Source organism: Reyranella sp. (genome assembly GCF_965279625.1).
Classification (GTDB): Bacteria; Pseudomonadota; Alphaproteobacteria; order Reyranellales; family Reyranellaceae; genus Reyranella.
The window spans coordinates 160685-181812 of record NZ_OZ257251.1 but is presented as its reverse complement, the minus strand read 5'-3'; the positions used below and the strand labels follow the sequence as shown (position 1 = coordinate 181812).

The window sequence follows — 21128 nt, the reverse complement described above, 5'->3', positions numbered from 1 at the left end:
GCGAGATGCAGTTTGCAGGCAAAAAGGTTCTGATCACCGGCGGGGCGGGCTTCCTGGGAACCAATCTCGCGCGGAAACTGGCCACCCTCGGCGCCAAACTGCGCCTCACGGCCCACCAGAAGCCCCTGCAGGTCGCATTTCCGGACGCCGAAGTCTTGCAGGCAGACCTGCGGCGCCCCGAGGATTGCGCCCGGGTCGTCGAGGGCATGGACATCGTCTTCATCTGCTCGGCGCAGACCTCCGGCGCGGGTGTCATCCGGACCACCCCTCTCGTCCACGTGACGCCGAACGTCCTGATCAACACCCTCATTCTCGAGGCCGCCTACCAGGCACAGGTGAAGAAGGTCTGCTTCGTCTCCAGCGGCGCGGCCTATCCGGGCACCGGCCCCCGGCCAGTCACCGAGGCGGAGATGTTCAACGGAGATCCGGAGGAAGTCTATTTCCCGGCGGGCTGGATGAAGCGCTACGCCGAAATCCTCTGCCGGACCTATGCCGAGAAGATCGCGAAGCCGATGCCCACCGTGGTCATCCGCCCCTCAAACGTCTACGGCCCCTACGACAAGTTCGACTTCGCCGTAAGCCACTTCACGGCGGCGCTCGTGCGGCGGGTCGCCGAGCGGCAGTCTCCGCTCCAGGTTTGGGGCACGGGCGACGACATCCGCGACCTGATCTACGTCGACGACTTTGTGGAGGGCACGCTGGCCGCTGCCTCGACGGACCTGCCCTTCCTCGCGGTCAACATCTGCGCCGGCCGGGGCTATGCCGTCCGCGAGGTCCTCGAAACGCTGCTGGACGTCGACGGCTTCTCCGACGCCCAGGTGACGTTCGACGCGTCGAAACCCAGTACGGTTCCGGTGCGGCTGATGGACGATGGTCTCGCGCGCTCCTTGCTGGGATTCGAGGCGAAGCTATCCCTGGCTGAGGGCCTGAAGCGAACGCTGGCCTGGTACCGGAACGACCCGGCCAGCCCCGCGCATCGTTAGAACGGTCCCCTGAAGCGCTTGTAGCCTTCGGTCATCGATCGCTCGACCGGCAAATCGATGCCGTGGCCGCTGCCGCGCACCTGGGTCAGGATCGCTTCGACGGTCTCGTGCTGGCTGGGGTAATAGATGTCTTCGAGGCTCTTCGCCGTCGGACAGGGCGCGGCGGCCATGCCGAGCATCGCCGGCGCCTGCCGCAGCATCGAGGGGTCGCGCATCATGACCTGGCGGCAAACCTCTCCCGCCACGCCGTATTCAAGCCAGGACGTGTCGGCAATGACCAGCCTGCCCGTCTTGCGGATGCTGCCGATTACGAGCTCCCAGTCCGGGTGGCTGATGGAATTGAGATCGATGACTTCGACCTCGATGCCCGCCTTCTCGGCTGCGTATTGTGCCGCACGCAACGCCTCGAGCACCATCACCGACGTCGCCACAACAGTCACGTCGCGCCCTTCTCGGGCGACATAACTGGTGAGCGGGATCGGCTTCGACGGAGTCTCGGCTGAAACCGAGAATTCGAGATTGTAGAGCAGCCGGTGCTCGATGCTGACCACCGGACCGGGATGACGGGCGATGATCTGCGGGTACATGTCCAGGATCGCCTGGCTGGTCGACGGCATCACGACCGTCAGGCCGGGATAGTGGGCGAAGGTCGCCTGCGGGCTCTGCGAATGCTGTGCGCCCTGCCCCCAGCTGCGGCCGACGACCAGGCGGATCAGCATCGGGCACGACATGATGCCGCCGAACATGTAGCTATACTTGGAGGCCAGATTGACGATCTGGTTCATCGCCAGGAACGAGAAGTCGGCGCGGATATGAGTTGTGATCGGATAGTCGCCGACCAGCGCGGCACCGATCGCCACGCCCGTCATGCCTTCTTCCATCAGCGGCACGTCGAACACGCGGTCGGCGCCGTACTTCTGCGCGAGGCCGGTTGTCGAGCCGAAGATGCCCTTAAAGTCGTCGACGCCCTGGCCCATGATGAAGGTGTTCGGATGGTCGGCCAGCGCCGCATCCATGGTCTCCAGCAGGGCACCGGCATAGGACAGGACGCGCGTCTGTGTCGACGGACGCTCTTTCGTAGAGACGTTCATGCTTCAAGCCCTGTCTAGATGATGTCGGTCAGCAATTCGTCTCGCCCCGGGAAGGGGCTGTTCTCGGCGAACTCGGCGGCGGCCGCGATCTCCCGATCGATCTCCGGCTTGAGTTCTGCGACGAGTTTCTCGTCGATCAGCAGCGGATCTCGCGCCTTCCAGGCATCGATGTCGACGGCGCTGCGGTAACCGAAATGGAAATCGTCGCCGACGCCGACATGCTCCTTGTAGCGTCCGGTCGCGATCTCGAGCACGAAGGGCCGGCCGGCCCGGACGACGGACAGCGCGTCCAGCGTGGCCTGCCGGATCGCCAGCATGTCCCAGCCCTCGTCCACGCGCCGCGATTCGATGCCGAAGGTCGCGGCGTGTTCAAGCAGATTGTAGGATTGCCGGGCATTCTTGAAACTGTGCACGGCGAGCCCGTTATCCTCGCAGAGGAAGAGCACCGGCACCTTCATGAGCGCCGCGAAGTTCAGGCTCTCGTGATAGACGCCCTCTTCGGTCGCACCGTCGCCGAACACCGCCACCGCAACACGGGAACTGCCCCGTCGCTTGAACGAGAGCGCGGCACCGACGGCATGGGGAATGGAACTGGCAACCACCGCGGACGAGCCCATCAGCCCGACTTCCGGGGCCGAAAGGTGCATCGAGCCGGCCTTGCCCTTGGAGACACCGCCGACGCGGCCGTAGAGTTCGGCGAACATCTTGTCGAGCGCGCCGCCCTTGGCGATGTAAAAGCCGTGCGAACGGTACGTCGCGAAGACGAGATCGTCCGGGTTCAAGGCATCGCAGACCCCGACCGCGACGGCTTCCTGGCCGATCGACAGATGGACCGGGCTTTGGATCCTGTCCGAAGGGTAGAGCTCGATGATGCGCTCTTCGACCAGCCGGATCGTCAGCGCTGTCCGGAAGAGTCGGCGATAGCGCTCGTCGCTGTCCATCAAACTACATTCCCCAAACCTGAAAGTCGGCCCGTCCGGCCGTCCCTGCCGCCTCTCCTAGCGAGACGCCTGCAACTATTCAACATGCCGGTTGGCCCGATACCAGGCGAGCAGCTCGGTCAGGCCGTCCTGAACCGACGTTGCCGGCCGCCAGCCCGTGGCGTCCATGAAGCGGCGCCCCGATACGCGCAGCATCGTCGGGCCCAGATTCTGGCCCTCGAGTTCGACCGCGGCATCGTCGAACCCGTCGGCATCGAGCAGCGCCTGCAGGATCGACAGGACGGACACCTCGTCCGGTGTCGCCACGTTGAAGGCCCGGAACCCCTTTTTACCGGGCTGGAGGACCGCCGTGACGGCACTGGCCAGGTCGCGGGCATGGATCAGGTTTCGCGTCTGGGCGCCGTCGCCGGCCAGCCGGATCGGCCGGGCGCGTTCAACGACGCGCCGCACGAGCGAGGGCAGGAAATGCCCGGTTTGCGGATCGAAGTCGTCATGCGGCCCGTAGACGAGGGTCGGTCTCAGGGCGACGGCGGAGTCGAGCCATCCCAGCGTCCGAACGTACCATTCGAGCTGCTTTTCCAGATTGCGGTGCATCCATCCCACCCCGAACCAGTGTCCGGGTGGATTGCCGGTCTCATATTGCTCCTCCTCCAGCAATTCCAGGGAGGGCGGATAGCCGGTGCACGAACTCACCAGGACGACGTGCCTCGTGTCGCCCCGGGCGGCGGCTTCCATGGCGTTCGTGACGATGCGCAGGTTGTCGAGCACCGACTCCACCGGCTCGTTCCGCAACACGGCGCTGGTGGATACTCGACCTGCGCAGAGAATGACGGTGTCGCAACCGGTGAAAGCACGGGAGGCCTGGCCCCTGTCCGTGAAATCGCACTGGATCCACCGGACGCCCTCGGCGGAAAAGGGCGCGCGCGACCTGTAGGTCGCGACCACGGGCTCTCCCGCCCGACCGGCGAGCGCTTCGACGACATGCCGTCCGATCAGCCCCGTTGCACCCGCCACTGCGATCGTCATCTTCCCTCGGTCCTTCCTCACTGCACGCCGCGCCGACCGTAACCGCCGGTCGGCAGATTGTCGCACAGTTCGGTCGACCGGAGCGCCGGACGTGCTAAGGAACGCCCCCGAACGGACGAGTTGACAGGAAGAATGGGAATGTCGCCGCATAAGCGCCTGGGACAAAGAGAGTTCGAAATTGCGTGTGGCCTCCCGGCGGGAAGCCTGGACGAGCGCACCAAGGCGCTGCTGGAGAAGACTCCCCTGCTCTACACGGGTCTCGACGAGGCCGCGCAAGCGGCTGCCCGTGCGAAGGTGGCCGAGGACATCGATCGCGGCTTCACGGTCGTCGGCGAGCATCGCGCCTCGATCTGGCGCGATGCCTGGCAGGATCATCTGGACGACTTCATCAGCTCGGGCCACGCGCTCGAAGCGCTCAATCCACGGTTCGTCGGCGGTACAGTGCTTCTGCGCTGGCAGGGTGCCTACATCGAAGGCGTGACCGAGCGCTTCGAGCTGGCCTTCCTCGAGATCTTCCGGGACTGGCTGTTCCGGACCTATCTCGCCGATACGTCGCATCTCTACGAGTTCGGCAGCGGCAGCGCCTTCAACGTTGCAGCCTATGCGAAGCTCTATCCCCGGGCCGCCATCACCGCCCTCGACTGGGCACCCGCCGCGGTTACGCTCGCGAACCTGCTCGGCGAGCATCACGGCATGAAGATCACCGGAGAACGGTTCGATTTCTTCGCTCCCGACAGCGCCTTCGAGTTTGCCCCGAACAGCAGCGTTCTCACCATGTGCGCCCTCGAGCAGGTGGGCGACAGGTTCGCTCCCTTCCTGGATTTCATTCTGGAGAAGCGTCCGAAAAGGGTGGTCCATGTGGAGCCCATGCTGGAGCTCTACGATCCCGCGCTGCCGCACGACGCCCTGGCCATCCGGTACCACCAGCAGCGCAAATACCTGACCGGTCTCCTGCCTCATCTCCGCTCCCTCGAGCAGGCGGGATCGATCCGGTTCCTGAAGGTACAGCGGCTGAAATTCGGCAGCCGCTTCCACGAATGCTTCTCGGTGGTCGCCTGGGAACCGGTCTAGCCAGCCCGAACGGGCCCCGGCCCGCTGCCACGGGGCGGGCCAATCACGGGGTCGCATTCACGGGCGAGACGGGCTATTGAGGCCCCGACCGGAGCGCCTGGGCGGCCGGACAGATCAAAAGCCAAGCGAAAGGCACTTAAAGATGTCGGCCAAGCGCGCCCTGATCACGGGCATCACGGGAATGGTCGGCTCTCACCTCGCCGAATACATCCTGAAGCACACCGACTGGGACATCATCGGGCTTCTGCGCTGGCGCAGCCCCCTCGACAATCTCAGCGCCATCGTCGGGCCGATCAATTCGGGGTCCCGGGCACGCCTCGTCTACGGCGACCTGCGTGACACACTGTCCATCCAGCGCGCCGTCGAATCGGCCAAGCCGGACTATGTGTTCCACTTGGCCGCCCAGAGCTTTCCCCGCACCAGCTTCGATTCCCCCCTCGATACCATGGACACCAACATCCTCGGGACGGTGAGGGTTCTGGACGCCCTGCGCACGACCGCGCCGGATGCCGTCATCCATGTCTGCGCCTCCTCCGAGGTCTTCGGCCGGGTGCCGAAGGAAAAACTGCCGATCGCCGAGGAATGCAGCTTCCACCCCGCCTCGCCCTACGCCATCTCCAAAGTCGGAACAGATCTCGTCGGGCGCTTCTATGCCGAGGCCTACGGCATGAAGGTCATGACCACGCGCATGTTCACCCATACCGGCCCTCGCCGCGGCGACGTGTTCGCCGAGTCGACCTTCGCCAAGCAGATCGCGATGATCGAGCACGGCCTGGTTCCGCCGGTGGTCAAGGTCGGCAACCTGGAATCGCTGCGCACCGTGGCCGACGTGCGCGACGCCGTGCGCGCCTACTATCTTCTCGTGACGAAGGATCCGGTCGCAGGCGCCTACTACAATATCGGTGGCACCCATTCCTGCACCATCGGCAACATCCTCGAGCATCTCATCGCGCTGTCGCCGAAGCGTGCTGAGATCAAGGTGGAGGTCGATCCCGACCGGCTCCGCCCCATCGATGCCGATCTCCAGGTCCCGGACACCTCGAAGTTCGAGCAGCACACAGGATGGCGGCCCGAAATCCCCTTCGAGCAGACCATGCGCGATCTTCTCGATTACTGGCGGCAGCGCGTCGCCGTCGAGGGCAACCGCTTCCTGACGCGATAGCCAGAAGAAACGAACAGAGCATCCAATAATGAAGCGCCCTGCGGCAAGCGACAACATGTCGATGGCAATGTCGAGAACGCCCTACCGCGTGTCGTTCTTCGGCGGCGGAACGGACTATCCCGAATGGTATCGAGAGCATGGCGGTAGCGTGCTGTCGATGGCCATCAACAGGTACTGCTACATCGTCGGGCGACATCTGCCTCCCTTCTTCGCGACGCGTCACAGGGTGGTCTGGTCCCATATAGAGACCGTCAACTCGATTTCCGAGATCCTCCATCCGGCGGTCAGGGCGGGACTGGAGTTCATGGAGTTCGATAACGATCGGGGCGTCGAGATCCATCACCAAGGAGACCTTCCGGCCCGCTCGGGCATCGGCTCGAGCTCCGCCTTTTCGGTGGGACTGATCAATGTTCTCCACGCCATGCGCGGTGAGGCGATCAACAAGCGCGACCTCGCCAACGCGGCGATCCACCTGGAACGCGACATTCTCCAGGAAACGGTGGGATGCCAGGACCAGGTCGCCAGCGCCTATGGCGGCCTGAACGTGATCCGGTTCGGAACCGACGGCGCGATCGATGTCGTGCCGCTGGACCTGTCGGGCCAGAACCAGCGGAAGCTCGAGGACTGGCTGCTGCTTTTCTATACAGGTACGACCAGGCTTTCTTCGACGATCGCGAAGCTCCTGGTCTCGAATTTCAGTGCCAAGAGCAACCACCTGCGGCGCATGCACGACATGGTGGCTCCGGCTGCGAAGCAGCTGCGAACGGGAGACATGGAGTCCTTCGGAAAGCTCCTGAACGAAGCCTGGCAACTCAAGCGCCAACTGTCGGACGGCGTCACGACGACCAGCATCGATGAAGTCTACTCGGCCGCCCTCTCCGCCGGCGCGCTCGGTGGCAAGCTGCTCGGCGCCGGCGGTGCAGGCTTCATGGCCTTCATCGTACCGCCCGAGAAGCAACCCGAGGTTCGCGCGGCGCTCTCGCATCTTCTTCACGTCCCGGCCGGGATCGACTTTACCGGATCGACGATCGTCTACCGCCAGCTCGAGACGCTGCCACAACCCTGATAACGACGGGAATTCCCATGGAGACCATTCCGACGCCCCTCGATTCCGTCCGGCTGATCAAGCCCCCGACGATCTTCGAGGATTTTCGCGGCCACTATGTCGAGACCTACAACGAGCGCCTCTACCACGAGGCCGGGATCGACCAGCACTTCATCCAGGACGACATCTCCGTGTCGCGCCGGCATGTACTGCGCGGCATCCATGGCGACGACAAGACGTGGAAGCTCATCTCCTGCCTCCAGGGGAGCTTCTACATGGTCGTGATCAACAACGATCCCCAGTCCTCGCAATACCGGAAGTGGACGTCATTCACCCTTTCGGAGAGCAACCGGCTGCAGGTGCTTGTGCCGCCGAAGTTCGGCAATGGCCATGTCGTCATGAGCGAGCAGGCGATCTTCCACTACAAGCAGACCACGGACTACGATCGTTCGGGCCAGTTCACGCTCATCTGGAACGACCCGGCATTGAACATCTGGTGGCCGGTCCAGACTCCGATCATTTCGGAACGCGACCAGGGACGGTAGTTGTCCCCTCAGCGGTGAACGTCGGCCGTGAATCCTGAAAGGTCGTCGACCGCGCCGGCCAGGTGATAGAGACTGGTCGCGGGCATGAACTCGACAAGTCGGGATCCATCCTCGCCAAGGCGGTCGATCCATCCGCCTCGGGGTGCGGGGCCCAGGAAGCGACGGTGCAGAGCTGCAGTCAGCGCAGCGGCCCTCTCTGCGGATCCCGTCCGCCCACGCAGCGCTTCGGCCAGATTGGATTTGATCGCCTCGGTCATCGGCCACAATCGGCGGGAGGCTTTCGCAATCGTGCCGTCGGGGTGGAGTTCGTCGACGATCAGCCCCTCCGCATCGAAGCCGCTTCGACTTGCATGTTCGTACAAGCTGTCGACGATCGCCTCGACCCGATGGTCGCCCGTCTCCCTTTGATAGCGACGGAGCAGCCAGCACCACTCGAAGTGATGTCCGGGCTCGACAATCGCACCAGCGTCGTCGGCCGGCCTCAGCGCTTCATCGAAATATTCGAGAAGCACGCCCTCCCCGGCCTGGAAGAACTTCGAGACGAAGAGTTCGAACAGGGTTCCGACTCGCTCGAGAAAGAGGCGGTCCCGCGAGCACTCCCACAGGGCGAGCAGCGCCTCGAACAGGTGCATATGAGGGTTCTGCCGGCGGGGGCCGTGACGGAGCGGCAGGGCTTCGACATAACCGCCGCCCAGCGGCGCCGCCATTTCACGCTCGAGAAAAGCCAGCGTTTCGCGCGCAAGCCCCAGCTCTGCCTGTTTCCCGGTGGCCTGAACGTAGGCAGCTACCGCCAGAAGCACGAAAGCATGGGCGTAGAGGTCGCGTGTGGGGTCGGCGACGGCGCCATCACGCGCGATCGAGAAAATCCAGCCGTCGCGGCCATCGCGGCGGTAATAGTCCCGCCTCATCGACGCGAAGGCGCGCTCGACGAGAGCGCTCGGCCCCGCAGTCCATTGCCGACGTTCGGCAAGCGCATAGACGAAGATCTGCCGGGCTTGAACCAGCAGCCTGATCGGGACTTCGGGGCGTGGCCGCCCTTGGAATGTCAGGCCTTCCTCGAACCGTCCGGTCGCGGCGTCGAATCCTGACGTCGCCCACAGGGGCAGCGCCTGCTCGCGCGTCCACCCTTCCATCAGCGTCGCCGCAGATCGGACATCGCGAAGCATCAGGCACGGCCCCCGGTCCGCGGCCAGCGGTGAGTCCTACCGCTTGAGCAGGTCGTCGGCACGTTCGTTCGGCACCGCCACGACATTCGGCGACAACGGTGCGCCCTCGACGGCGCGTTCGGGCCAGCCGCCATCCGGGCAGAAGGAGAGGATCTGATAGTCCAGTTCGTTCCTAAGCAGGCCCAGCAGAGAGTCCGCACTCTGGCCCTGCGCATGCAACGCCCGTTCGTTAAGCTCCATCAGAAGCACCGGCCGCGCCGCCGTCAGCACGTGCCGCGCGCCGGCCACGACACCGGCCTCGCCGCCCTCGACATCGATCTTGACCATGTCGACGCGGGACAGTCCGTGCTTGGCGACCACCGCGTCGAGCGTCTCGAGCGGGACGCGCTCCGAACTCGCGCGCACCACGTCGTCATGCGCGAAATCACCCAGCGTGTTGTGGCCAGCGTGCACGCCATGGGCGAGATGCAGGTCGACGAAGCCGGCCTGGGCGCCCAGCGCCGCAGCAACCACCTGAACGTTCTCGAGGCCGTTGCGACCAAGGTTTCGCTGGAGATGGGCGCGTTCGCGCGAACTCGGTTCGACGGCGATCACCCTGCCGGCCGGGCCGACCCGGCGAGCGGCGAAGAGCGTGTAGTAGCCGTCATTGGCGCCCACATCGATGAAAACCATCCCCGGCTTCAGCATGCGGTCCACGAAGGCGAACTCGTTGGGCTCGAAGGAACCGCAGACATAGAGACAGAGGCTGTTGTCGTTGCCCAGGGTCACGTCCACCGTGGTACCGCCATGCCAGCGCACGGTGAGCGGCACCGCCAGATCCTTCTCGCGGGCGGCTTCCCACAGCGCGCCCCGCCGGCAGGCGAGCCACCGCCGCTGGTCGTAATATTCTTCGGCGAACCGCCAACCGGGCCGCGGCTCGAGGCGCGGCGCACCGGGAGCCAGGATTGCGGCATAGGCAGCGCCGATCGCGGGAGCCCGCACGATCAGCCAGCGCCCCATATTATCGAGATGGTAGCCAACGCCTGAGCAAACACGCTCCCAGGTGCTGGCGACGCTGATCGGACGGCGGGCCGTCGTCATGCCTGAACTGTTTGCCCCCAACTATGCCGAGTTCGGCTAACGTACCCACCGTCTAGCGTCAAGCGTGCCTGTGTGTTGCCACTTTCTGGCTTTAGTGCCTTACGTTGCAGCTTCCCTGCTGCGGAAATATAATGATTGTCCCTCTCACACTTCGTCGGTGAAATGTTCGCGCCTCTCCCCCGCGCCCTCGTCGTTCTCACGATCATGCTGCTGCCCGCCGCTGCGTCTGCCCAGAGGCCGACGGGGCAAGGCTCCGCAGCCCAGACCGCGCCCAGCCAGGGCTTGCGCGTCGTGGCTCGCGTCAACGACGACGCCATCACCGATTTCGACCTGTCACAGCGGGTCCTCTTCGCCATCCGCACCTCCGGCTTGACGGATAGCCCGGACCTGCGCCAGCGCATGGCGCCGCAGATGCTGCGACAAATGATCGACGAGCGTCTGCAGGTCCAGGATGCCAAGAAGCTGGGCGTCAAGCCGTCGGACTCCGAGATTGCCGGCCGCTATGCCGAGATCGAACGCGCCGCCGGCCTGGGGCAGGGCCAGTTCAAGCAGTACCTCCAGAGCGTCGGTGTCGCTCCTGATATTGCGACGCAGCAGATCGAGGCCCAGATCGCCTGGGGCAAGATCATCCGTCGCAAGGTTCGATCCCAGGTCGACGTCTCCGAGGCGGAAGTCGACGATACTCTGAGCCGCATGCGCTCCAACGTCGGCAAGACGGAAACGCGCGTCGCGGAGATTTTCGTGCCGGTCGACCGCGCCGATGGCGTCGACGAGGGCAAGCGCAGCGCCGACCGCATCACGGAGCAGCTCCGGCGGGGTGCGCCCTTCGGCGCCGTTGCGCAGCAGTTCTCCCAGGGCGCCTCGGCTGCCTCGGGCGGAGACCTGGGCTGGGTTCTGCCGGGCGCGCTCGACCCGTCGCTGGATGCCGCCATAGAGAAGACCCAGCCGCGCACCTATTCCGAGCCCGTCCGCTCGGGTGCCGGCTGGCACATTCTCTACGTCGTCGATCGCAGGCCATTCGCTGCCGCCCGGCCCGATGACGTGAAGCTCAATCTGGTGCAGTTGACTCTATCGCTGCCGGCGAACGCCTCACCGGAAGAGATCAACCGTGCGACCGCGGATGCCCAGAAGGCGATGAGCGGTGTCAGGCAATGCAGCGATCTGCACGTCCAGGCCCGCCAGATCAAGGGCAGCACGTCAGGCGATCTGAACGGCTTGCGGGCCGGCGACCTCGCCGCGAATCCACAAATGTACGAACAAATTCCGCGGCTCCCGATCGGCGGCACGGCGGGCCCCTTCCGCGTTGCCGAAGGCCTGCAGGTCGTCGCGCTCTGCAGCAAGGTGGGCGGCGACGGCATGCCGACGCGCGAGGCCATCCAGCAGCAGCTGCTCATCCAGAAGCTGGACGCTGCAGGACGGCGATACATGCGTGATCTGCGCCGGCAAGCCACGGTCGACATCAAGTCGTGATGGCGCTGTCATGACGTGCCGGCCATGACGGCGGCCGCGCCGCTCGCCGTGACGATGGGCGAGCCGGCCATGACGGCGGCCGCGCCGCTCGCCGTGACGATGGGCGAGCCGGCCGGCGTTGGCGCCGAACTCAGTCTCAAGGCCTGGCTGTCCCGACGCGGCGCCGCGCGTCCGTTCTTCGTCCTGGACGATCCAGCCCGGCTGTCGGCTCTCGCCCGCCAGCTCGGGCTGAACGTTCCGATCGCGGAGATTTCGCGGCCCGAGGACGCCGCCTCGCAGTTCCGCGCCGCCCTTCCGGTTCTCCCGGTACGTCTCGCCCTGCCGCCCACGCCCGGTCATCCGGACGTTGCCAATGCGGGCGCCACCATCGAGGCAATCGAGCGGGCAACCGCATTTGCGATGGCCGGGACGGTCGCCGGGATCGTCACCAATCCGATCCAGAAGAAGACGCTGCAGGATGCGGGGTTTCGTCATCCCGGGCACACCGAGTTCCTCGCCGAACTCGCGGGCGGGGTCGAGGTGGCGATGATGCTCGCCTGCCCCCAGCTCCGGGTCGTGCCAGTGACCATTCACCTGTCGCTGGGCGACGCCGTGCGCGCGCTCGACGGCGACGCCATTGTGCGCGCCGGCCGGATCGCCGCCCGGGGGTTGCGTGACCTGTTCGGCATCGAGCATCCCCGGCTGGCCGTGGCCGCCCTCAATCCGCATGCTGGCGAACAGGGCGCCATGGGTGATGAAGAGCGCCGCATCATCGTGCCCGCCATAGAAACGCTGCAGCGCGAGGGAATCGCGGCGCGCGGACCGGCGCCGGCCGACACGCTGTTTCATGCGGCGGCGCGCACCGCCTATGACGTCGCGCTCTGCATGTATCACGACCAGGCGCTGATCCCGATCAAGACGATCGACTTCTCCGGAGGCGTCAACGTGACGCTCGGCCTGCCCTTCGTGCGCACGTCGCCCGACCACGGCACGGCGCTCGACATCGCCGGCACGGGTCGCGCCGACCCGGCGAGCCTTCTGGCGGCCATCGACATGGCTGACGACATGGCGCGCCGGCGCGCCGCCTGACCATGGACGGCGTCGAGGCCCTGCCGCCCCTGCGCGAGACGATTGCCGCGCACGGGCTTGATGCGAAGAAGCGCTTCGGCCAGCACTTCCTGCTCGACCTCAACCTCACCCGGCGCATCGCGCGCGCCGCGGCGCCGCTGGGCGAAGGGACCGTCATCGAGGTCGGTCCGGGACCCGGCGGGCTGACGCGCGCGCTGCTGCTCGAAGGGGCAGGCCACGTCGTCGCCGTCGAGGTGGATGCCAGGGCCTTCGGCCCCCTGCTCGAGCTGCAGGCGGCGGCCGGCGGGCGCCTCGACCTGATCGAGGCGGATGCCCTGAAGATCGAGCCCCGGAACCTCGGAGCGGCCCCGCGCCGGATCGTGGCCAACCTGCCCTACAACGTCTCGACCGCACTGCTGGTGCGCTGGCTTCACGCCGCGAACGACATCGCCGACATGGTGCTGATGTTCCAGAAGGAGGTCGTCGATCGCCTGGTGGCAGAGCCGCGCACCAAGGAATATGGCCGCCTCTCGGTGCTTGCCCAGCATGTCTGCGAGGTTCGCAGGCTGTTCGACGTGGCACCTACAGCCTTCGTACCGCCGCCGAAGGTCACGTCGGCCGTGGCGCGGCTCACGCCCCGGCCCCAGACCGTCCGTCTGGCGGATCTGCGGCCGCTGGAGCGCATCACCGCTGCCGCCTTTGGACAGCGCCGCAAGATGCTTCGGGGGTCTCTGGCGAGCGTCTTTCCCGATCCAGTGGCGACGCTGGAAGGACTTGGACTGAGGCCGACAGCGCGGGCTGAGGAACTTTCGGTCGATGACTTCGTCAGGCTGGCAGGCGTCCTTGACAGTGAGTGAGCACTCACTAATATTAATCACATGATCCGCTCACTCGCCTTCAACGCCTATTTTTACGTCGGCACCCTGCTGGTCGCGATCGTCGGCATTGTTCTGGTGCCCATCCCCACGCCGGTCCTGCTGCGCGGACTGCTCTTCCACTGGGCGCGAGCCGTCGTCTGGGGCATGCGCTGGATCGGCGGCATGAAGATCGAGTACAGGGGCCTCGAGCACCTGCCGGCCAACGGGCCCGCCCTGCTGGCCAACAAGCATCACAGCGAGAGCGACGGCATCCTGCTGGCGGCCCGCATCCGCGGCATTGCCTTCGTCGCCATGCAGGAGCTCTTCCGCTACCCGTTGATCGGCGCGATCCTGTACCGGCTTCAGATGATCCGTGTGGACACCTGCGGCGGCGGTCGCGAACGCGAGAACCTCGCCCAGTTCGCCCGGCGCGCCTGCGACAGCGGCCGCCACATTGCGATCTATCCCGAGGGCAACCTGATGGCGCCGGGGGAACGCGAGCGCTATCGCTCGGGCATCTATTATCTCTATCGCGACCTCGGCCTTCCCGTGACACCGGTCGCCACATCGGTGGGGCTGCTGTGGAATCGCCGCGACTGGCGCAAGAAGCCTGGCCGCGCCGCCATCGAGTTCCTGCCGGCGATCGAAACGGGCCTCGACAAGGAGAGCTTCATGCGCCGCCTCGAGGACACGATCGAGAGCGCGAGCGACCGGCTGATCGCCGAGTTCTCGGGTCGTCCCTATCGGTCGAGCCAGCTCGTCCTGCGCTCGCAAGGTCAGACGGGCATCGGCGCGCCAGTCACCGCCCCTCGCGCAGCGCCTTGACGAAGTTCGACAGGCCGACCTGCCGCTCGCGCTTCAGCCGCTCGGCCGTCAGGATCGACTTCAGTTCCATCAGGCTGGTGGCGATGTCGCGATTGATGATCTGGTAGTCATACTCGGCCCAGTGGCTCATCTCGTCGGCGGCCTTGGCCATCCGCTTCTGCACCACGTCCATCGAATCCTGAGCGCGGGTGATCAGCCGGCGCTCGAGGTCGCGGGTCGAGGGCGGCAGGATGAACACCGTCACCAGGTCGCTGCCCGCCTTCTCCTTCAGCTGCTGCGTGCCCTGCCAGTCGATGTCGAACAGCACGTCCCGACCATCCATCAAGGCGGCCTCGACCGGCGCGCGGGGCGTGCCGTAGAAATGGTCGAACACCCGCGCATGCTCAAGGAACTCGCCGCGCTCCACCATGCCGCTGAAGGTGGCGGTGTCGACGAACTGGTAGTCGACGCCATCCTTCTCGCCGGATCGGCGGGCGCGCGTGGTCGCCGACACGCTGAGCTGGATCTGCTTGTCGTTGTCGAGCAGCTGCCGCGACAGGGTCGTCTTGCCCGCGCCCGACGGCGAAGACAGGACGAGCATCAGGCCGCGCCGCTGGATCTGGCCGGAATCAACCTCATTCGACATTCTGGACCTGCTCCCGCATGCGCTCGACGGCGCCCTTGAGATCGATGCCGATGCGCGTCAGCTCGATGTCCGCGGACTTCGAGCAGAGCGTGTTGGCTTCGCGATTGAACTCCTGGCACAGGAAATCGAACTTCCGGCCCACCGGATTGTCCGACCGTGCGTCGGCCAGCAGCGTCCGCGCCTGCGCGATATGGGCGGCGAGACGATCGAGTTCCTCGCGCACGTCGGCCTTGCCGACCTGCAGCGCCACTTCCTGCGCGAAGCGCTCCTCCGAGAGTGCCGGCACCCGGCCCAGAAGCTCGGCAATCTGCGCCTCGAAGCGCGCCCGCACGGTGCCGATCTGCTCCAGCGCCCGCTCGGTCGCGCGGCCGCACAGGCTTTCGATCTCCGCGACATGGCCTTCGATGACCTTGGCCAGTGCCTTGCCCTCGGCGGCACGCGACGTGACGAGTGCCTTCAGCGCCTCGTCCAGCGTCGCCTGCAGCCCCTTGTCGAGAAGAGCGAGCGTCTCCTCGGAGTCCTCGCCGGCCTCCTCCTCCTCGATGACGCCGCGCACACGCAATAACCCGTCGGCCGACGGGGCGGCCGCACCGGTCGTCCTGCGCACCTCCTCGACCAGGGCCGCCAGCTCCGCCAGCAAAGTGCGATTGATGCTGAGCGGCTTGGACTGGCGTTCGCTGGTGATGGTGAGGGTGAGCGAGACGTTGCCGCGCTTCATCTTGCCGCCAACCGCGGCGCGGGACGGGTTCTCAAGGCGGTCGAAGCCCGGCGGCACGCGACACCTGATCTCGAGATTCCGGCCGTTGACGCTGCGCGCTTCCCAGACCCAGCGCCGCCGATCATCCGATCCCTGGGCGCGGGCGTATCCCGTCATACTTGCAATCAATTTGCCCTCTACCCTGTTTGTGGGCACCGTTAACCCTTAAGTGGATCGGCATTTCGATTCAATCGGCTATTGAGCGAGCGTTATCATGGCGAAGAAGACCGCGACACGGCAGACGGGCCTCAAGGTGGCGGCCCTGTGCATTGGGCTTGTCGTGGCGCTGGCGGGCCTCGAGATCCTCTCCACGGCGTGGCTGACGATACGGGACGGTCGCTACACCCCTGCCAGGGAGCTGTTCGCTACGTCCCGGAATACCTACATCCAGGACATTACCGGCAGCGGCGGCAGCAATTGCCGGTACGTCGATACGATGTTTCCCCACCCCTACCTGGCCTTCGTCCATCATCGCGACGATCCCTGCGGCGTTCCCAGCGCCAACGACATCGGCATGCTGGGCGACAACTATCCGGTCGCCCGAAATCCCGACCGCTACGTCATCCTCCTCGCCGGCGGATCGGTCGCCTCGCAGATCAGCCAACTCGTCCAACCGGGTCGCCGGAGCTTCATCGAGGAAGAACTCAACCGGCATTATGTCAGCCCGACCGGAAAGCCCTTCCTCGTGCTGAATGGCGGACTCGGCGCCTGGAAACAGCCCCAGCAGCTGATCCTGCTGGCCATCTACGGCGACTTCATCGACGCCGTGGTCACGCTCGACGGCTACAACGAGCAGCACCTGATCCAGCCGGGCCTCAAGGTCCGCTTCGAGATGCCCGGCGCGAATTACCTCGGTGTGAATCCGATCATCGCCAAGGACGGCTTCGGCAGCCTCGCCATGAGCTGGTTCCTGGGCCGCATCTCCGGCTGGCTGGGGACCGGGCTCACCAGCCATTCGCACGCCGCTTATCTGCTGGCTTCGGCCCTGGCGTCGAAGCCGGCCGACGACGGTTCCGGATTCGGTGCGAAGACCTACTCGGAGATGATGAGCCTTCCCAGCAACATCACGAACTCCGCGTCGACCTACATGGACTGGCAGATCGCGCAGTACGCCAAGTACATCCGCGTCATGGACGTGACGGCCCGCGACTTCGGCATCAAGTCGATGTTCTTTCTCCAGCCCGTCCCTGCCGTGGACAAGACGCTGACGCCGGAGGAGAGCCGCGGCACCCCCGATCTCAGATATGGCGAGCGTTACACCGAGATCGTCCGGCGACTCCTCGCGCTGCGCGAGCGCAACATCGAGGTTCGCAGCCTTCTCGACGTCTTCAGGGACGAGAAGGAGACGATCTACAGCGACGATATCCATCCCAAGCGGGATCTGATGGACAGCCGCGGCTATTCGCTGATGGCGGCCCGCATGGCGCAGGAAATGGCCGGCACCTGGGGCTGGCGCACGAAACCCCAACAATAGGCGCGCCGCACATGAAGACCTTCTCCAGCATCGTGCTCACCGGCGCCTCGAGCGGCATCGGCGAAGCGCTTGCCCTCGACTACGCCGCTCCCGGCGTGGCGCTGGCCCTGACCGGGCGGGACGCCGAGCGGCTCGAAGCGGTCGCCGGCGCCTGTCGCGCCAAGGGCGCCACCGTTGTCGCGGACACGATCGACGTCACCGATCGTGATCGTTTCCTGCCCTGGCTGACCGCCTTCGATCAGGCGCATCCCGTCGACCTGGTGATCGCCAATGCCGGCATCTCGATCGACAAGGACAATTCTTCGCTCGACGATTTCTCGATCATCCGCAAGACGCTCGACGTCAACATCAACGGCGTGCTGAACACCGTCGAGCCACTGCTCGCCCCGATGATCGCGCGCAAGCGCGGCCAGATCGCCGTCGTGTCGTCGCTCGCCGGCTTCATCGGCCTGCCCTACTCGGCGTCCTACAATGCCAGCAAGGCCGCGGTGCGCGTCTGGGGCGAAAGCATCCGGTACGTGCTGAAGAAGGACGGTATCGGCGTCAGCGTCATCTGCCCCGGCTTCGTCGTCAGCCGCCTCACCGCCGAAGCCCCGTTCCCCATGCCGTTCCTGATGACCTCGGCCAAGGCGTCGGCGATCATCCGCCGCGGCCTCGCCGCCAACCGGCCGCGCATCGCCTTCCCGATCGGGACCAAGGCCGCCGTCTGGCTGGGGGCGACCCTGCCCGGCCGCTGGACGGCCAGGCTGCTGGGCGCCGGCTAGCGCTTTTCGAGCTTGCGCAGTTCCTGAAAGACCCGCTCCGCGGCGATCTCCACGCCCTTGTCCGTCCAGTGCGCATCGCTGCGGCGATAGGCGCCGCGCACGCCCTCGAAGTCCTTTCGCAGATCGATGTAGCGGATCGACGTCTTGCTCAGGGCTTCCAGAAGCCGGTCCTGCCGGTAATCGGCGATCACGTTGAAGGCATAGAAGCGCGGCCAGGGCTTCCAGAAGGCGACATAGTCGGGATCGACGGTGCCCGGCGGCACGATGAACAGGACCAGCGGCACGCCGCGCTCGCGGGCCGCACGATCCATCGCCGTCAGCCATGACAGGGTGGCCTGGATGTCGGCGTCCCTCACCAGGCGTGCGGCGTGCTGCGGGGTCGTGGCCTCGAAATAGGGAGACGACTCGACCTCGGACTTGGTCATGAGGTCCACGAGCCAACCCTGCACCGACTCGTCGTCTGGCTTGCCGGACGAGAAGGCCTTCCAGAAGGCCTCATCATTTCGCCCGAAGATGGCAGCGATCTGCTGCTCGCTGAGGTCGGGGTGATAGTAGCGCTTGATGTGACGGGCGAGCGCCGGTGTGCGCTCCGCCGGCGGCAGGCGGGCGATCTTCGTCAGCGTGTCGAACTCGTCCGGCACCGGCTTGTTGGTCGTCAGCATCTCCGACAGGCGCAGGCGGTTGACCAGGACCCAGTTGGCGTTCGGCATGATGTTGCCGAGGATCGAACCGCCCGGCGCCTCGCTGACCAGATCGGGCAGGATACCCTGACCATAGCCTTGCCCGTCGAAGACGAAGTCGTTGCCCGAGAAGAAGAACACCGCGAGCGCGTCGGGCGACAGGGCGAAGGCCACGTCGCGCAGGCGGTAGTAGTAGCTGCGCGGGCCCGTCGCGGAGATGCCGAGATTGATCATCTCGGCCTTCGGCTGGCCGGCCTCGATGAAGCGCCGCTCGACCTCCCCTGGCACGGTGAGACGCGTGAGCTGGAACTCGAGATAGCTGTCGCCGATGAAGACGCTGCGGAAGCCGCCACCCGCGGGCTTGGCGATGCTGCGTTCCTTGTCGCGCATGCCCCATGAATTGGTCGGCTCGAAAACCCAGGGTTTGTCGGCCAGACCGGCGAACTCGCTCGACTGCACGGTGCCCGGCGGCGTCGAGCGCAGCGCCCGCGCGGGCCACGACGGCGCCTCGAACGAGGCCAGCACCTCGAGGCCGGCCAGCGTGACCCCTGTCAGGATCAGGCCAAATACGATCGCGTAGATTCGCTTGCGGCCGTTCTCAGTCATCGCCCGGCGTAATATAGGGCGATTCCGATACGGTCCAGCGGGCCGGCCGTTCCTGCCGGAAGATCTGCCGGAGATGGACTTCGTCCGGCCCGTCGGCAATGCGCAGAATGCGCGCAACGGCAAAGGCACGATGGATCGGCGCATCGTCGCTGCCGCCCATCGCGCCGAACAGCTGCATCGCGCGATCGGCAATGCGCTGCGCCATTTCCGGCACCGCGACCTTCACCATCGAGACGTCGCGCCAGACGGCCTGGTGCCCGTCGGTGTCCAGCCGCTCGGCCGTGCGCAACACCAGCAGGCGGGCCTGCTCGATCTCGATGCGGGAGCGGGCAATCGCCTGCTGAGTGGAATCGTAGTCGATCACCGCCCGACCGAACGTCCGGCGCTCGGCGGCACGTGCCATCATGAGCTCGACCAGAACCTCGCAGGAGCCGATGGCGCGCATGCAGTGATGAAGCCGCGCCGGTCCCAGACGCACCTGGGCCGCAGCAAAGCCCTCGCCTTCCTCGCCCAGCAGATTCTCCGCCGGCACGCGCACGTCCTTGAAGTCCAGTTCGGCGATGGGCGCGATACTGTCCTCCCAGCCGAGGAAGCGCAGCTCGCGCACGACCCTGAGACCGGGCGTCGGCATCGGCACGATCACACAGGAATGCCGGCCGGTGCGTGGCGCCTCCGGCCGCGAGACGCCCATCACGATCACGAAGGCGCAGTCGGGGTGGGCACCGCCCGTGATGTACCACTTGCGGCCGTTGACGACCCAGTCGCCGCCGTCGCGCCGCAGGGTCGTGGCGATGTTGGTCGCATCGGACGAAGCGACGTCGGGCTCCGTCATGCCGAACGCCGAGCGGATGCGACCGTCCAGCAAAGGCTGGAGCCACCGCTTCTTCTGCTCTGCGTTGGCCGCGTGCTGCAGCATGATCATGTTGGGCACGTCCGGCGCCTGGGCGTTGAACACCTCGGGCGCCCAAGGCAGCCGGCCCATGATCTCCGCGATCGGCGCAAAGGCGCGATTGCTCATCCGTTCCGGCAGGCCGAGGTTCCATAGCCCGGCGGAGCGCGCCTTGGCCTGCAGTTCGGCCATGAACGCTGGTGTGCCCTTCCCCGCCGAGACATGAGCCGCCCATTCGCGATGGCGCGGCAGGATCTCGCTGTCGAAGAAGCGCTCGACGGCAGCCCGCAGGTCGTTGGTCATTTCATCTGGTTGGTGAGAAGGGCTGCGACGCCGCCCTGGTCCTTGCCGTATTTGAGCAAGGCAGATCGTCCGCCGGCGGCATAGGCGGCGACGGCGCCGAGCAGGCGCTTGAGCTGGTCCGGGCTCGACCGGTCGAACTTGCAGTAGGCCCCGCGCGTCAGCTTGGCGATCTGCGGGAACAGGCGCGACGCCGTGCGGTCCTGGCCTTCCTGGAACACGAACACCGGCAGGCCGAGCAGCCCGAGCTGGCCGGCTTCATGGCCGACCGCATCGACGTCCTCCTCGCAGCAGTCGCCGACGAAGACCACGGCATCGAGACGGCTCTCGCGGCGCTGCTCGCCGGCGTAGCGCAGCAGCCGCGCGATCTGGGTTCGGCCGGCCGCGCACCGCACACTGCTCATCAGACGTGCGAGTTCGCGTCCGTCCGACGTCCACTTGCTGACCTTGAATTCCTCGAAGCCGCGATAAAAAGCGAGCCGGACGTCGAGGCCGCCCAGCGCATCGGCCGCAACGAACATCTCGCCCTGGATGGCGCAGGCATGATCCCAGGTCGGTTCGCGGCTCGCCGTCGCATCCATGGCGAACAGCAGCCGGCCCCGTCCGCCCGGGCGGTGATCGACCGGCAGCTTGCCGACTTCGCGCACGAACGCATCCACGGCATTCGCACCTGCGGTAGACGGAACGTTGCGATCTCTGGCGCGATCCTCGGCCATGTCCTTTG

The 21128-nt window shown here is 66.0% G+C and carries 21 protein-coding genes; 11 read left to right on the top strand and 10 right to left on the bottom strand.

Going from position 1 to position 21128, the window contains the following annotated elements; genetic code table 11:
* Positions 1–5: 5 nt before the first annotated feature.
* Positions 6–983: an NAD-dependent epimerase/dehydratase family protein gene (locus ACQY78_RS00790; RefSeq protein ID WP_428681828.1), complete on the top strand. Its 978-nt coding sequence runs from the start codon at positions 6–8 to the stop codon at positions 981–983.
* On the opposite strand, the gene ACQY78_RS00785 is transcribed toward ACQY78_RS00790, so the two are convergent.
* The 3 genes from ACQY78_RS00785 to ACQY78_RS00775 form a co-directional block, all read right to left on the bottom strand.
* Positions 980–2074: an alpha-ketoacid dehydrogenase subunit beta gene (locus ACQY78_RS00785; RefSeq protein ID WP_428681826.1), complete on the bottom strand. Its 1095-nt coding sequence runs from the start codon at positions 2072–2074 to the stop codon at positions 980–982. The two genes, ACQY78_RS00790 and ACQY78_RS00785, sit on opposite strands and share 4 nt — an antisense overlap.
* Before the next feature lie 14 nt (positions 2075–2088).
* Positions 2089–3015, bottom strand: coding sequence for a thiamine pyrophosphate-dependent dehydrogenase E1 component subunit alpha (locus tag ACQY78_RS00780; RefSeq protein WP_428681824.1), 927 nt, complete (start codon positions 3013–3015; stop codon positions 2089–2091).
* Between the two features lie 75 nt (positions 3016–3090).
* Positions 3091–4041 carry an NAD-dependent epimerase/dehydratase family protein gene (locus ACQY78_RS00775; protein WP_428681822.1) on the bottom strand — a complete coding sequence of 317 codons (951 nt, stop codon included), beginning with the start codon at positions 4039–4041 and terminating at the stop codon, positions 3091–3093.
* Positions 4042–4179: 138 nt separating this feature from the next.
* Between ACQY78_RS00775 and ACQY78_RS00770 the strand changes: the two genes are divergently transcribed.
* The 4 genes from ACQY78_RS00770 (at position 4180) to rfbC (ending at position 7864) form a co-directional block, all read left to right on the top strand.
* Positions 4180–5112, top strand: a complete 933-nt coding sequence (locus ACQY78_RS00770) for a hypothetical protein (protein ID WP_428681820.1) — start codon at positions 4180–4182, stop codon at positions 5110–5112.
* 142 nt (positions 5113–5254) lie between these two features.
* Complete coding sequence (locus tag ACQY78_RS00765) at positions 5255–6274, top strand: GDP-mannose 4,6-dehydratase (RefSeq protein ID WP_428681818.1); 1020 nt, start codon at positions 5255–5257, stop codon at positions 6272–6274.
* A 61-nt stretch (positions 6275–6335) separates the two neighbouring features.
* Entirely contained in the window at positions 6336–7340 is a 1005-nt protein-coding gene (locus ACQY78_RS00760; RefSeq protein ID WP_428681817.1) for a hypothetical protein, read from the top strand.
* A 17-nt stretch (positions 7341–7357) separates the two neighbouring features.
* Positions 7358–7864, top strand: a complete 507-nt coding sequence (gene rfbC / locus ACQY78_RS00755) for a dTDP-4-dehydrorhamnose 3,5-epimerase (protein ID WP_428681815.1) — start codon at positions 7358–7360, stop codon at positions 7862–7864.
* 8 nt (positions 7865–7872) lie between these two features.
* On the opposite strand, the gene ACQY78_RS00750 is transcribed toward rfbC, so the two are convergent.
* Entirely contained in the window at positions 7873–9030 is a 1158-nt protein-coding gene (locus ACQY78_RS00750) for an AGE family epimerase/isomerase (protein ID WP_428681813.1), read from the bottom strand.
* 36 nt (positions 9031–9066) lie between these two features.
* Positions 9067–10110 (bottom strand): FkbM family methyltransferase, encoded by a 1044-nt coding sequence (locus ACQY78_RS00745; RefSeq protein ID WP_428681811.1) that lies wholly within the window; start codon positions 10108–10110, stop codon positions 9067–9069.
* 162 nt (positions 10111–10272) lie between these two features.
* Between ACQY78_RS00745 and ACQY78_RS00740 the strand changes: the two genes are divergently transcribed.
* The 4 genes from ACQY78_RS00740 (at position 10273) to ACQY78_RS00725 (ending at position 14309) form a co-directional block, all read left to right on the top strand.
* A complete protein-coding gene (locus ACQY78_RS00740; protein WP_428681809.1) occupies positions 10273–11580 on the top strand; it encodes a peptidylprolyl isomerase in 1308 nt (435 codons plus the stop codon).
* Between the two features lie 69 nt (positions 11581–11649).
* Positions 11650–12648, top strand: a complete 999-nt coding sequence (gene pdxA / locus ACQY78_RS00735; RefSeq protein ID WP_428686543.1) for a 4-hydroxythreonine-4-phosphate dehydrogenase PdxA — start codon at positions 11650–11652, stop codon at positions 12646–12648.
* 2 nt (positions 12649–12650) lie between these two features.
* Positions 12651–13484, top strand: coding sequence for a 16S rRNA (adenine(1518)-N(6)/adenine(1519)-N(6))-dimethyltransferase RsmA (rsmA, locus tag ACQY78_RS00730; protein ID WP_428681807.1), 834 nt, complete (start codon positions 12651–12653; stop codon positions 13482–13484).
* Between the two features lie 21 nt (positions 13485–13505).
* Positions 13506–14309, top strand: coding sequence for a lysophospholipid acyltransferase family protein (locus ACQY78_RS00725; protein ID WP_428681805.1), 804 nt, complete (start codon positions 13506–13508; stop codon positions 14307–14309).
* Here the strand turns inward: ACQY78_RS00725 and gmk are convergent.
* Positions 14284–14934 (bottom strand): guanylate kinase, encoded by a 651-nt coding sequence (gene gmk / locus ACQY78_RS00720; RefSeq protein WP_428681803.1) that lies wholly within the window; start codon positions 14932–14934, stop codon positions 14284–14286. The genes ACQY78_RS00725 and gmk overlap by 26 nt on opposite strands.
* Positions 14924–15808, bottom strand: a complete 885-nt coding sequence (locus ACQY78_RS00715; protein ID WP_428681801.1) for a YicC/YloC family endoribonuclease — start codon at positions 15806–15808, stop codon at positions 14924–14926. The genes gmk and ACQY78_RS00715 overlap by 11 nt, the downstream gene beginning before the upstream one ends.
* A 97-nt stretch (positions 15809–15905) precedes the next feature.
* On the opposite strand from ACQY78_RS00715, the gene ACQY78_RS00710 reads away from it, so the two are divergent.
* Positions 15906–17165, top strand: a complete 1260-nt coding sequence (locus tag ACQY78_RS00710) for a hypothetical protein (RefSeq protein ID WP_428681799.1) — start codon at positions 15906–15908, stop codon at positions 17163–17165.
* An 11-nt stretch (positions 17166–17176) separates the two neighbouring features.
* A complete protein-coding gene (locus tag ACQY78_RS00705; protein ID WP_428681797.1) occupies positions 17177–17929 on the top strand; it encodes an SDR family NAD(P)-dependent oxidoreductase in 753 nt (250 codons plus the stop codon).
* On the opposite strand, the gene ACQY78_RS00700 is transcribed toward ACQY78_RS00705, so the two are convergent.
* Genes ACQY78_RS00700 through ACQY78_RS00690 form a run of 3 tightly spaced genes read right to left on the bottom strand, consistent with a single transcriptional unit; the run spans position 17926 to position 21051 of the window.
* Complete coding sequence (locus tag ACQY78_RS00700; protein WP_428681795.1) at positions 17926–19215, bottom strand: alginate O-acetyltransferase AlgX-related protein; 1290 nt, start codon at positions 19213–19215, stop codon at positions 17926–17928. The genes ACQY78_RS00705 and ACQY78_RS00700 overlap by 4 nt on opposite strands.
* Positions 19208–20407 (bottom strand): acyl-CoA dehydrogenase family protein, encoded by a 1200-nt coding sequence (locus ACQY78_RS00695; RefSeq protein WP_428681793.1) that lies wholly within the window; start codon positions 20405–20407, stop codon positions 19208–19210. The genes ACQY78_RS00700 and ACQY78_RS00695 overlap by 8 nt, the downstream gene beginning before the upstream one ends.
* On the bottom strand, positions 20404–21051 hold the full coding sequence (locus ACQY78_RS00690; protein WP_428681791.1) for a VWA domain-containing protein: 648 nt from the start codon (positions 21049–21051) through the stop codon (positions 20404–20406). The genes ACQY78_RS00695 and ACQY78_RS00690 overlap by 4 nt, the downstream gene beginning before the upstream one ends.
* Positions 21052–21128 lie beyond the last annotated feature (77 nt).